At 73.1% G+C, this 12,696-nt stretch carries 9 protein-coding genes; 4 read left to right on the top strand and 5 right to left on the bottom strand.

Going from position 1 to position 12,696, the window contains the following annotated elements:
• Positions 1–23: 23 nt before the first annotated feature.
• Positions 24–2,807: a LamG-like jellyroll fold domain-containing protein gene (locus ACIQ5Y_RS17285; RefSeq protein ID WP_403880534.1), complete on the top strand. Its 2,784-nt coding sequence runs from the start codon at positions 24–26 to the stop codon at positions 2,805–2,807.
• A gap of 96 nt (positions 2,808–2,903) precedes the next feature.
• Positions 2,904–3,563, top strand: a complete 660-nt coding sequence (locus ACIQ5Y_RS17290; RefSeq protein WP_403880536.1) for a hypothetical protein — start codon at positions 2,904–2,906, stop codon at positions 3,561–3,563.
• 238 nt (positions 3,564–3,801) lie between these two features.
• Here ACIQ5Y_RS17290 and ACIQ5Y_RS17295 read toward each other — a convergent pair whose 3' ends face one another.
• Positions 3,802–4,920, bottom strand: coding sequence for a glycosyltransferase (locus ACIQ5Y_RS17295; RefSeq protein WP_403880639.1), 1,119 nt, complete (start codon positions 4,918–4,920; stop codon positions 3,802–3,804).
• A gap of 17 nt (positions 4,921–4,937) precedes the next feature.
• The gene (locus tag ACIQ5Y_RS17300; protein WP_403880538.1) at positions 4,938–5,477 is read right to left on the bottom strand and encodes a WcaF family extracellular polysaccharide biosynthesis acetyltransferase; all 540 of its coding nucleotides are present in this window, start codon (positions 5,475–5,477) and stop codon (positions 4,938–4,940) included.
• A gap of 122 nt (positions 5,478–5,599) precedes the next feature.
• Here ACIQ5Y_RS17300 and ACIQ5Y_RS17305 point away from each other — a divergent pair, with 122 nt between their 5' ends.
• Positions 5,600–7,114, top strand: coding sequence for a hypothetical protein (locus ACIQ5Y_RS17305; protein WP_403880540.1), 1,515 nt, complete (start codon positions 5,600–5,602; stop codon positions 7,112–7,114).
• 59 nt (positions 7,115–7,173) lie between these two features.
• Complete coding sequence (locus ACIQ5Y_RS17310; protein ID WP_403880542.1) at positions 7,174–8,478, top strand: Gfo/Idh/MocA family protein; 1,305 nt, start codon at positions 7,174–7,176, stop codon at positions 8,476–8,478.
• Between the two features lie 25 nt (positions 8,479–8,503).
• Here ACIQ5Y_RS17310 and ACIQ5Y_RS17315 read toward each other — a convergent pair whose 3' ends face one another.
• The 3 genes from ACIQ5Y_RS17315 to ACIQ5Y_RS17325 are packed head-to-tail and all read right to left on the bottom strand — an operon-like array spanning position 8,504 to position 12,671.
• Positions 8,504–9,721, bottom strand: coding sequence for a hypothetical protein (locus ACIQ5Y_RS17315; RefSeq protein ID WP_403880544.1), 1,218 nt, complete (start codon positions 9,719–9,721; stop codon positions 8,504–8,506).
• The gene (locus ACIQ5Y_RS17320; protein WP_403880546.1) at positions 9,718–11,469 is read right to left on the bottom strand and encodes a lipopolysaccharide biosynthesis protein; all 1,752 of its coding nucleotides are present in this window, start codon (positions 11,467–11,469) and stop codon (positions 9,718–9,720) included. The genes ACIQ5Y_RS17315 and ACIQ5Y_RS17320 overlap by 4 nt, the downstream gene beginning before the upstream one ends.
• Positions 11,466–12,671, bottom strand: coding sequence for a glycosyltransferase (locus tag ACIQ5Y_RS17325; RefSeq protein ID WP_403880641.1), 1,206 nt, complete (start codon positions 12,669–12,671; stop codon positions 11,466–11,468). The genes ACIQ5Y_RS17320 and ACIQ5Y_RS17325 overlap by 4 nt, the downstream gene beginning before the upstream one ends.
• Between the last annotated feature and the right edge of the window lie 25 nt (positions 12,672–12,696).

A 12,696-nucleotide genomic window follows, 5' to 3' on the forward strand; every position in this document is an offset into this window, starting at 1 on the left:
CGGGCACTTGCCCTGGGGGGCTCATGCGTAGATCCAGAGGGCTGACCGCTGCCCTCGTCCTGTCACTGGCCGGTGCCGGCACGGGCATAGGCCTGGTGCTGATGCCCGAGGCGTCCGCCATCACGCCTCCGGTGGCGTTCACCGCCGACGAACTGCCCACCTGGCAGACGAACGGCGTGGTCTGGGCGATGGCCCAGGCGAACGGCACCGTCTTCGCGGGCGGCACGTTCTCCGCCGTGCGCCCGCCCGAGGGCACCGCCGGCACCGAGCAGGAGGCCGTGAACTTCGTGGCGCTCGACGCCGCGACGGGCAACCCCACCTCGTGCAAGCTGGCCTTCACCATCGGCGAGGGCACCGCGACGGTGCGCACGCTGGTCGTGTCGAAGGACAACAAGACCCTCTACGCGGGCGGTTCCTTCGGCGCCGTCAACGGGACCCCGGTGTCCAGCCTCGCCGCGATCGACATCGCGAGCTGCACTCCCAAGCCCTCGTTCCACCCGAGCTTCCCCGCCACCGTGCGCGCGCTCGCCGTCACCGACGACACCCTGTACGCGGGTGGCGACTTCAACTCCGTCGAGGGCCAGACCCGCGAGCGGTTCGCCGCGGTCGACGCCGGCTCCGGAGCGCTCAAGCCGTTCGTCGCCAACGTCGACGAGCCGGGCCGCGCCGTCGAGGTCACCCCCGACGGCAAGAGCGTGCTGCTCGGCGGCGACTTCTTCACCGTCAACGGCAAGACCAGCCACGCCCTGGCCGTGGTCGACGCCGGCACGGGCGCGGTCAAGAAGACCTACACCACCATCCCGTCGAACTCGGTCGTCAAGGACATCGCCACCGACGGCACCAACTTCTACACGGGCAACGAGGGCTCCGGCGGAGGCGTCTTCGACGGCCGCATCGCCCTGGGCCTGGCCGACTTCAACGAGAAGTGGCGCGACCGCTGCCTCGGCGCGACCCAGTTCGTGCTGCCGTACGAGGGCGTCCTGTACAGCTCCTCGCACGCGCACAACTGCTCCACCGAGCAGGAGTTCCCCGACGGGAAGCGGAACTTCCTGCTGGCCCAGAAGACCAACTGGGAAGGCGCCGCCCCGGAGCCCACGTACGGCTTCGTGCGCAGCCCCGGCAAGCTCGGCTGGCACCCCACGGCCAACGACGGCATGGAGGGCACCGAGGGCATCGGCCCGCGCGTCATGGCCGTGGCCGAGAAGAACGACGTCAAGTACATGTGGGTCGGCGGTGAGTTCACCCTCATCAACGGCAAGACCCAGTGGGGTCTGACCCGTTTCGCCTCCACCGGCGACCGCGGCGCCCCGACCACTCCGGTGGTCAGCGCGGGCAGCGTCAAGCCCGGTGAGGCCCAGGTCCGCTGGCGCACCAGCTACGACGCGGACGACAGCAAGCTGACGTACCGCATCTACCGCAACGGCTCGGGCACCCCGATCGCCACCGTCGCCGCGAACTCCCTGGAGTGGGAGCGTCCCCAGGCCTCCTGGACCGACACCACGGTCAAGGCCGGCCAGACGTACACCTACCGCGTGACCGCGACCGACGGCGCGGGCAACACCAGCGCCCTGTCGGCCACCGCCTCGGTGACCGTCCCGACCGCCGTCCAGGGCTACCCCAACCAGGTCCGCGCCGACGGCGCCCAGCTGTACTGGCGCTACGACGACTCGGTCAGCCCGTACGTCGCCGACTCCTCGGTCAGCGGCAACATGAGCGGCCTCCAGCTGAACACCCCGGCCCTGCGCCAGTCGCCCGGAGCCGTCTCGGGGGCCGGCACCGCGATGGGCTTCAACGGCACGAGCCAGCAGGTGTACGGCGACCGCCGCCAGACGGTCGGCAAGGCCTTCACCATCGAGACCTGGTTCAAGACGAACACCACCCGCGGCGGGAAGCTGATCGGCTTCGGTGACAACCAGAGCCGCAGCAGCGGTTCGTACGACAAGCAGATCTACATGACCAACACGGGGCGCCTGGCGTTCGGTGTGTACAACGGCGGGACGAAGGCCATCACCACCGGTCTCCTCGACACGTACAACGACAACAAGTGGCACCACGTGGTCGGCACTCAGGGGCCCACCGGCTTGGCCCTGTACGTCGACGGCAAGCTCAAGGACACGCTGAACACCACCAGCGACCTGACCTACCCGGGCTACTGGCACGTCGGCGGCGACAACCTGGCCAACTGGCCGAACCGCCCGACGAGCAACTTCTTCGCCGGGCAGATCGACGAGACGGCCGTTTACCCGTCGACGCTCACCGCGGCCCAGGTCAAGAACCACTTCGACCTGGCCAGCGCCCCGATCGACACCGTCTCCACGGTGAAGGCGTCCGAGGACACCTACATCAACCAGGGCGCCCCGAGCACCGCCTACGGCACGTCCGCCTCGCTCGCGGTGCGCGGCACCTCGGCGTACGAGACGTACCTGCGCTTCACCCTCCCGGCCGCCCCGGCCGGTCAGGTCCTGAAGTCGGCGTCCCTCCAGTTCAAGACCACGACGCAGACGGGTGCGGGCACCGCCGACAAGGTGTCCGTGGTCCCGGTCACCGGTACCTGGAGCGGCGCGGGCACCACCTTCAACACCAAGCCCACCCTGGGCACCACCCCGCTCGGCAGCATCGCGAGCGTGCCGGACGGCTCGGCCGTCCAGAACGTCCCGCTCGACACCGCAGCTCTGTCGGCCGCGCTGGGCAGCAGCTACAGCTTGGGCCTGACCAGCACGGGCACCGACCCGCTGTGGCTCTGGTCCTCGGAGTCCACCGCGGCGGAGGGCGCCCCGCAGCTGGTGCTCACCTTCGGCGCGAAGTAGCCGCAGGAGCGGGGCCCGGCCGCTGTGGCCGGGCCCCGCACCCCCCTTCAGCAAGTACGCACGTACGGGAGCCATCCGATGTACCGACGCCCCGCAGTGGCTGCTGTTCTGCTGGCCGCGGCCCTGACGCTGACCGCCTGCAGTTCGGACGGCGGCAAGGCCGACTCCGGCGCGGACGCCAAGGCGAAGCCCCCGGCCTCCTCGCCGGTCCCCGACCCCGCGGACACCCCCGCCCCGTCGACCGACCCCAACGCGAAGCCGACGGGCCCCGTCGTGCCCGACGCGAAGCTCACCCCGAAGACGGGCAGCTTCACCGCGCAGGAGAAGCAGTACCTGAGCGGCCGCGTCCCGGAGAAGATGGACCCGGCCGCCGTCCTCCAGGGAGGCCAGGAGGCCTGCCAGCGGGTCTCGCGCACGGCGAAGCACGACAAGGACGCGGCGACCGGGTCGATCATCGCCGGGGAGATCCCGGAGGCGAAGGACGCCATCCCGCTGCTGTGCCCGGAGCACAAGCCGATCCTCGCCGCGGCGGAGAAGGGCTTCCCGGACGGCACCCGCCAGTCGCCCGCGGCGGGCAACTACCGGGCGCTGACCCAGGCCACCACCTGCAAGTGGGAGGCGAAGGGCAAGGACGGCGCGACCCTGGCCGCGGGGCCCGAGGCGACGCCGAAGCCGGGCGACAAGATCACCGCCACGATCCCGGCCGGCACCGCCGAGTTCACCTCCACGGGCTGCTACGCCTGGATCCCCGCGTAAGGCCCCACCGGCCCTCCCCGGGGCTCCGCCCCGGACCCCGGTCCTCAAACGCCGGACGGGCTTGATTTGCCCTGCGGGCAATCCAGCCGCGCTTGCCGGACGGCAGCGGCAACTCCAGCCCCGCCGGCGTTTGAGGCGCGGGGGTCTGGGGGCGGAGCCCCCAGGAGCGGGTCCCGGGCGGAGCCCGGGGAACGGGGGAAGGGCGGGTAGGGGACGGCTCCGCGCAGCGGCCCGGCGGCTAGTGACGCACGGCGTCCCCGTACACCGACAGCAGCGTGTCCAGGACCCCGTCCATCGAGAAGGACTCCGCAGCCAGCTTGCGCGCGGCGCGCGACGCCTCGGCGTTGACCGCGGGGTCGAGCAGGGACAGGACCGCCGCGGAGACCCCCGAGGCCCCCGGATCCACGGCCCGCCCCGCTCCCGCCCCGGCGACATCCCGCGCCAGCCCGTTGGAGTGGGTCACCACCACCGGCACGCCCACCGCCAGCGCCTCCAGCACCGACATCGGGAACGGCTCGTCCACGGACGGCAGTACGTACACGTGCGCCCGGCGCAGCTCCGCCAGGACCTCCTCCGCGGACAGCGCCCCCGGCACCGTGAACCGCTCCGACAGGCCGAGCGCGGCGATCCGCGCGCGGACGGCCGCCAGTTCGCCCTCGTCCGGGCCCGCGACCACGAAATGGGCGTCCGGGTGCACGGCCAGCACCGCCGGCGCCGCGTCCACGAAGTCCACGGGCCGTTTGCGGGCCTGTAGCCGCGCCGAGTACAGGATCCGCGGCGGCCCGCTCGGCGCCGGCCGCGCCTCCTGCGCCGGGGTCCCGTTCACCAGCCGTACCGCACGGGTCAGCGGCGCGCCCACGACCGCCTCCAGGCCCTCCCGTTCGTACGGGGTCAGGTACAGCGCGGCGTCGGCGCCGCGCAGCACCCGGCGTACCGCCACCGCGTCCAGTACCTTCGCCAGCGGCTTCTCGCTCGGGTCCACCATCCCGTGGGTCTGCAACACCAGCGGCCTGCCCGCCCGCAGCGCGGCGAGCGCCACCGGCAGGGTCACCAGGTCCCGCGCCAGGTGCACGTGGACCACATCGGCCTCGCGCACCAGACGTCCGGCCGAGGCCAGCAGCGCGGGCGAGGTCATCCCGCTGAAGCCGAGGGGGAGGAGCCGGCGCGCCGGGAACAGCCTGGCGGGCACCCCCTCCACGGAATCGGGCCACGGCTCGCCGAACCCCTCGCCGAGCGCCACCAGCCGCGCCTCGTGGCCGCGCGCCCGCAGCCCCTTGGCCAGGTTCAGCGCGACCCGGACCGGTCCGCCGAAGGCGTGCGAGGGGGAGTGCAGCGTGACCGCGTGCAGAACCCTCAGACCCGTACCCGACATGCTCACTTCGGCTCCTCGACCGGGCGGCGCCGCCCGTCCTGGGTCTGGAGGGTCAGCTCCGGCAGGTCCCGGTGCACGACCGAGCCCGCGCCCGCGACCGCGCAGCGGCCCACGGTCACTCCGGCCAGCACGGTCGCCCGTACCGCGACCCACGCGCCGTCCTCGACGGTGATGGGCGCGTTGGCGTAGCGGAAGTCGGCGGCCCGGTGGTCGTGCGAGCCGGTGCACAGCAGGGCCTCCTGCGAGAGGCACACGTTCGAGCCGATCACGACCGGCTCCAGGTTCAACAGCCAGGCGCCCTCACCGATCCAGGTGTGGTCCCCGACGGTGAGCTTCCACGGCCACAGCACCCGCACCCGGTGCCGGATCAGCACGCCCTCGCCGATCTCCGCCCCGAACGCCCGCAGCAGCGAGACCCGCAGCCGCGCCGGGCAGAACCAGCTCATGAACAGCGTGTTCATCACCGCGAACCAGAGCGCCTGCGTCAGCAGACCGCGCCCCTTGTCGTATCCGGCCAGCGTGAAGGCAGGAAGGTCACGCAACTGAAGCCCCGATCGTGTCCGCCCCCGGATTCCGTCCGGGGGGACCGCCGCCGGCGCCTCCCCTGGCGCCGCGCGCTCAGACTAGACTGCGCGCGGACCAGGCACATGGGGTGGGGGCGGCAGTGGCAACGGACATACGCAAGCCCCCGATCGCACCCGGACCGCACGACGAGGTCGAGGACGAGTCGAAGTGGGGCAGGGTCACCACCCCGCGCACCCTGCTCTCACGGGCGCTGTCGGTCCCCCTCGCCCTCGGGTTCACCGTCTTCCTGCCGCTCTTCGTGGCCGTGCAGGCCGGTGAGGGCCGGCGCGACGCGGCCTTCTGGCTCCAGCTCCTGCTCACCATGTACGCGGGCGCCCGGCTCTCCGCGATGGTGCTGACCAGCCGCCGCAAGCTGTTGCAGGGCTCCTTCTGGCTGTTCGTCTACATGGCCATGGGCGTGGCCCCGCTCGCGCAGGCCGTCCTGGGCAGGGTTCCGACCCCCGTCGTCGGCCCCCGTTCCGACCTGACCGTCGCCATCGGGCTGGTGCTGCTCGGCTGCCTCGCCTTCGACGTGGGCGCCCTGCTGGCCAGGCACCGGCCGGCCGGCCGTGCGGGCGGCTCCCAGAAGGAGTCGCGGCCGGTCATGGCGCACCGGCGGCGCCTCCAACTGCTCACCGTGATCTCCTTCTTGTGCAGCGCCGCCTTCATCGTGAAGCTCGGCGGCCCGGCCGTCTTCTTCTCCAGCCGCCAGGAGATCATCGCGGGCATCGAGGAGGCGGGCATCTCCGACGGCGACGGCCAGGCCGGACAGGCGCTGCTGCGCGGCTTCGGCACCGTACCGGCGCTGCTCGCGCTGCTGCTGTACACGCGCTGGCTGATCACCTCGAAGTTCGCCCGCCGCAAGGTGTCGGTCATCGTCACCTGGGGGGCGCTCGCCCTCCTCAACCTGGTGGTCAACAACCCGATCTCGAACCCGCGCTACTGGTTCCTGACGGTCATGTTCGCCCTGCTGTTCACCGTCTTCCCGGTGAGCGCCGCGATGTACCGGGTGGCGCTCTCGATGGCGGTGGTCGTCGCCCTGCTCGTCTTCCCGTTCGCGGACCGCTTCCGCTACGACGAGAAGAACTACAAGCCGGTCGAGACCACCTCCTTCCTGGAGCCGATGGCGCTCAAGGACTACGACCAGATCGGCATGTTCGCCAACACCATCACCTTCTCCAACTCCGGCCCCGGCCATTTCTACGGACGCCAACTCGCGGGATCGGTGTTCTTCGCGGTGCCGCGCGCGGTGTGGCCGGGCAAGCCGCGCGACACGGGCGTGATGGTCGGCCAGTGGATGGGCACGGTCAACACGAACCTCTCCTCCCCGATCTGGGCGGAACTCTGGCTCGACTTCGGCCCGCTGGGCATGGGGGCGGGGCTGCTCGGCATCGGGTACGCCTCCGCCCGCGTGGACCGCCGGTACGCCAAGCGCGCCACCCGCAGATCCCCGCCGGGCAGCCTGATCTCGGTGGTGGTCCCGCTCGTGGCGGGGTATTCCTTCATCCTGCTGCGCGGACCGCTGCTCCAGGCGTCGGGCCGGGTCGCGATCGCGGCGATGTGCCTCGCGCTGGTGGCCACCCACCGGCAGGACCGGGCCACGACACTGCGCTGACCGGCCGCGCACGCGGCCGCACGCCGGCCACCGCACACAATCGACGGAAAGCGGGTCGGATGTCCTCCCTCGTGACTCTCGCGGTCGTCGGCGCCGGCGACCGGGGCACCGGTTACGCCCGCTGGGCCCTGGCCCACCCGGACCGGGCGCGGGTCGTCGCGGTCGCCGAGCCGCGCCCGGTCCGGCGTGACCGGTTCGCCGCCGATCACGGCCTGGACCCCGGGGCGGTGGTGGAGGACTGGCGTGAGCTGGCGGCCCGCGGCCGGATCGCCGACGCGGTCCTGATCTGCACCCTCGACCGGGACCACCTGGAACCGGCCCTGGCCTTCGCCGGACTCGGCTGCCACATCCTGCTGGAGAAGCCGATGGCGCTCACCGAGGAGGAGTGCCGGCGGATCGTGTCGGCGGTGGAGCGCGCCGGGGTGACCCTCGCGGTCGGCCACGTCCTGCGCTACACGCCCTATACGCAGGCGCTGAAGGCCGTCGTCGACTCCGGCCGGCTCGGGGAGGTCGTCAGCGTCCAGCACTTGGAGCCGGTCGGCTTCTGGCACCAGGCCCATTCGTTCGTACGGGGCAACTGGCGGCGCGAGGACCAGGCCACCACCATGCTGATGGCCAAGTCCTGCCACGACCTGGACTGGCTGCAGTACGTGCTCGGGCAGCCACCGGTCCGCGTCTCCAGCTTCGGCCGCCTCTCCCACTTCCGGCCGGAGAACAAACCGGCCGGCGCCGCCGACCGCTGCCTGGACTGCGCGGTGGAGACGACGTGCGCGTACTCCGCCAAGCGCGAGTACGGGGAACGACTCGCCCGCGGCGAGCACGGATGGCCGCTGCGCGTGGTGGTCGACGAGTTCGACCCGCGGGCCCTGGAGACCGCCCTGCGCGAGGGCCCGTACGGGCGGTGCGTGTACGCCTGCGACAACGACGTGGTCGACCACCAGGTGGTGGCCATGGAATTCGCGTCCGGAGCGACGGCCACCTTCACCATGACCGCCTTCACCGAATCGGCGGACCGCCAGACCCGCGTCTTCGGCACCCGGGGCGAACTGCGCGGCGATGGCCAGAGCCTGACGCTCTACGACTTCCTCACGCGCACCCAGGAGCCGGTCGGGCTCGCCGCCGAGGGGTCGATGGACGCGGGCGGTGGCCACGGGGGCGGCGACGCCGGGCTGATGGACGCCTTCGTCGCAGCCGTCGCCACCGGAGACCCCGGCCTGGTGAAGTCCGGCCCCCAGGAGTCCCTGACCAGCCACCTGACCGTACTGGCCGCCGAACGCGCCCGGCTGACGGGCACCGTGCAAACCGTCCGGCCGGAGCCGCCGGCGGACCGGGGCCGGCCCGCGCCGCCCGCCACCGCCGGCTGATCCGGTCCGATCCGGGGGAGGAGGCCTACGCCGCGGGCGCGAGGGTCGGTGCGGGATCCGGTCGCAGGCGGCTCACGCGCAACCAGCCGGCGGTCGCCTTCGCCGCCGAGCCGGCCGCCAGACCCCACGCGGCGCCCGCCACGCCCCACAGCGCGTAGCCGCCCAGCAGCAGGGCCACCGCGAGCAGGGAGTAGACCACCTGGAGCGACAGCGTGGCCTTCGGGGCGAGCACGCGCAGGGTGAGCAGCGCGCAGGTGCCCAGCCCCATCACCGCGTACTGCGCGCCGGTCGCGGGCAGCAGCGCGGACGCGGCCGCCCAGGTGTCGCCGAGCAGCGAGGAGCCCACCCGGTCGGGCAGCGCGTACAGCACGGCCCCCCAGCCGGCGCCGATCGCGGCCAGCGCCAGGCCCAGCAGGGCCGTGGCCCGGACGGTGGCCCGCTTGCCGCGCAGCCGCCCGAGGAAGGGGGGCGCGAAGGCGTTCGCGGAGTTGAACAGGACGTTGAGCGGGCCGAAGAGGGTGGTGGCGCCCCGGAGCGCGCCCACGGCGAGGGGGGTCGCGAAGACGCCGAGGCCCAGGACGGCGAGCTGGCTGGAGCCGTTGCCCACCGCGAACTCGACCACGAACCGCTGCCCGAGGTGACCGCGGCGCAGGTACGGCCGCAGGTCCGCGCGCCGCCCGCGTACGTACGGCCGCAGCAGGAACAGCCCGAGCGCCAGCGCGGGCAGCGCGGAGACGCCCCACACCAGCACCAGCCGCCCCGCGGACGCCCCTTCGGGCTGGGCGCCCAGCGCCGCGACCACGCACACCAGCCGCAGCGCGTCGGCCGCCAGCGCCCGCTCGGGCGTGCGCAGCGCGGAGAAGCAGTACCGCAGCCCGTCCTGCAGCAGCACCAGCGGCAGTACGAGGCCCAGCGCGACGAAGGCCCGCCCGGTCGACCCGGGCAGTACCAGACCCACGAGCGCGAGCACAGCGCCCACCGCGGCCGACGAGGCCCCGGTGAAACCGGCGGCCGACCGGGCGAGGTCGCCGACCCGGTCGCCCTTCTCCAGGACGAGGCTCTGGCCGACGTAGGCCATGTTCAGCCCGAGGAGCACGCTGAAGGCGACGTACACCATCGAGAAGTCGGCGAAGCCGGAGGCCGAGGACAGCCGGGCGGCCAGCACCAGCACCAGGATGTTCGTGGCGCTGGAGGCCGCCTGGTCCAGGACCGACGCGATCGCCGCGAGGCCGCGCCGCCTCACCGCCGGCCCGGGCGGACCGTACGCAGGGCGACCGTGTCCGTACCGTCGCCCGGGATGTGCTGCTCGCTCTCCCCGACCTCGTAGCGCAGCGGCTGGGCCTGCCGCGCGGGGGCCGCGACCGGTTCGGCGGGGGCGGCGGACCGGCCGCGGTCCTTGCCGCGGCCGCGCTTCTCGCCGGGCAGCGGAGCGTGCAGCACCGCGCCCAGCACGGTGCCGCCGGCGCCGCTGATGAGCTCGCGGATCCGGGACAGGTCGGAGCGGTGGACGGCGCGCGGGTCGCAGACGACGAGGACGCCGTCGACGCGGTCCACGAGCGCGAGGGCGTCGGCGTAGGACAGCACGGGCGGGGCGAGCACGACGACGGTGGAGTTGGGGGAGTCGGCCTCGGAGATCAGCCGGGTGGCGCGCGGCGAGGTCAGCGAGCGCGCGACGTTGCGCACCGGACGACCCGGGATCAGGTCGAAGGCGCCGGACTCGCCGGCGTCCACGACCAGCTGGCGCCCGTCGGGCCACTCCGTGTCCCCGTGCTGCGCGGGCGGCTGCCCCGCGCCCGGGCCGCCCGCCGCCTGGCTCCACCGCGGCCGTCCGCCCGCGTCGGTGGGCAGCTGGCTGGCCAGCAAGGGGGTGCGCAGGTCGGCCTCGATGAGCAGCACGTCCTTGCCGGTCTCCGCGAAGGACGCGGCGAGGTTCACGGCCACCGCGGCGGCCGTCTCGCTGCTGCCGCGCGGGGCGACGACGAGCAGCCGGCGCCGGTCGGCGAAGCGGGCGTCGTAGGCCAGCCGGAAGGCGACCGAGCGGTACTCCTCGGCGAGTTTGGGATCGGCCTCGCCCGCGGCGAGCAGCGGTCCGCCGCCGGTTCGGTCCCGGGGCAGGTAGCCGAGCACGGGGGCCCGCAGGGCCCGGGCCACGTCGCCCTCGGAGCGGGGCGCCGGGTCGAAGACGAGTCGGACCCAGGCGGCGAGCAGACCGAGGGCCAGGCCCACGGCCGCGCCGAGCGCGAGGGACATCACGATGCCGGGTCCGTCGGAGCCGGGCGGCGGGGTCGCCGCACTGGTGACCCGCCCCGGGGTCATGTCGAGGGCCTCGAGCTTGGTGATGTTGCTGTTGAGGGTGTTGACCTTGCCCTGAAGGTCGGTCTTGGACGCGTAGGCGGCGTCGCGTGCGGCGCCCGCCGGCATCGTGTTGACCTGTTTGACGAGGTCGTCGAGCTGCTTGGCGACCGGGTCGCGCTGCTCCTGGTAGCTCTTGACCATCTTGTCGCGGGTGACGTCGAGGGCTTCCTGCCGCTTGGTCAGGTACGCCTCCGTCATCACGTTGGCCCGCTTGGCGGCCTCCTGGGGGGAGGACGCGGTGTAGGTGAAGCGGAGCACCATCGTCTGCGGCGGGTTGGTCACCTGGAGCCCGCTGCGCAGGGCCGCGAAGCCGGAGGCGCCCACGCCGAGCTTCTTCGCCGCCTCGTTGGCTATGGAGGAGCTGAGCGCGACCTGGCGCTCCGAGCCGATGTTGATCGCCTTGTCGGGGGCGAGGCTCGGGTTGAACGGGTCGTCGGTGGGCGCGCGCAGCACCACGTCGGCGGTCGCGACGTAGGTGTCGGCCGTGGAGACACCGAGGTAGACACCGCCCAGCAGACCGACCCCGATGCCCGCCCCGATGAGCCGGCGGTAGCGCAGGAGTTGTCGGAACTGGTCCCGGAGGAGGTCTGGTTCGTCCTCGGCCGGGGCCGCTGCAGGGCGGTTCGTCTCGATCACGGCCGGGGACCCCCAAGTGCTTCGTCCATCAATGCGTCGATCCGGGCCAGGCCCGCTTCACGGCTCAGGTGGGCCGCCACGTGGCGCGGTCCGGCCGCCCCCAGTACGTCCGCGCCGTCCGGGTCCTCGGCGAGGATCCGCACGGCCTTCAGCAGGGCCTCCGGGTCCTCCGGTGGTACGAGCACCCCCGCGCCCGAGCGTTCCACTTCCTGGGCCGTTCCGCCTTCCGCCGCCACGGAGGCGACGACGGGCCGGCCGGCCTGGAAGTAGGAGGTGAGTTTCGACGGCACGCTCATGTCCATGACGGCGGCGTGCTGCGTGACCGCGAGCACGTCCGCCGCCGCGAGGATATCGGGGAACTCGCCGTCGGCGGCAGGGGGGATGATGTCCAGGTTGGGGACGTCGGCCGCGAGTTCGGCGAGCGCCGAGCGCTGGCTTCCGTCCCCCATCAGGACGAACCGGACGCCGGGATCGAGGCGGGCGGCGCCCACGAGGACTTCGAGTCCCTGCTTGAGCCCCATGTTCCCGGAGTGCAGTACGACGGTCTGGCCGGGGGCCCAGCCCAGGTGGTGGCGGGTCTCGTCGCGCGGCTTGGTGGGCTGCGCCACGTGTGACCAGTTGGGGACCAGTCGGATCTTGTCCGGGTCCACGCCCATGCCGACGACCCGGTCCACGAAGGTCTCGTGGATGACGCCGACCAGAGTGGCCCGCTTGAGGGCGTACGCCTCGGCGCGGCCCGCGATCGCGGCGGCCTTGTCTCCGCCGCTGATCCCGCTCTGCTCGGCGGCGGCGCCCATCAGGTCCTGGACCACGGGTACGTACGGGACCTTCCACCGGGCCGCCAGGCGGGCGGCGAGCACCCCGCCGGCCAGGCTGGGCATCTGGGCCAGGACGGCATCGGGCCTCTGCATCCGGGGCGGGGCCACGGTGCCGTGCAGCAGGATCGATCCTTCGAACAGGGCCCGCTTCACGGCGGTCTGACGCGGCGGCACCGTGTGCGCGCGCCGGTGCACGGTGACCCCCGCGCGCCGTTCCGTGCGCCGGAGCGCCCCCTTGTACTCCGGCTCGACCGACCAGGCCGGGTAGTGTGGCATGCCGGCCAGGACGTGCGTCTCGTGGCCGAGATCTGCCCAGTGCTCCGCGATCTGGGTGGCGTACGGCCCAATCCCCGCGTGCTCGGGAGCGTAATTCGTGGAAACCAGCAGCAGGCGCCGGTTGCCGGATCTC

This window comes from Streptomyces sp. NPDC096339 (assembly GCF_044762985.1).
Classification (GTDB): Bacteria; Actinomycetota; Actinomycetes; order Streptomycetales; family Streptomycetaceae; genus Streptomyces.

Excerpts from the sequence above, each read along its gene's own strand:
- ACIQ5Y_RS17285 (WP_403880534.1), top strand. The coding sequence starts at position 24 with ATGCGTAGATCCAGAGGGCTGACCGCTGCCCTCGTCCTGTCACTGGCC.
- ACIQ5Y_RS17310 (WP_403880542.1), top strand. The coding sequence starts at position 7,174 with ATGTCCTCCCTCGTGACTCTCGCGGTCGTCGGCGCCGGCGACCGGGGC.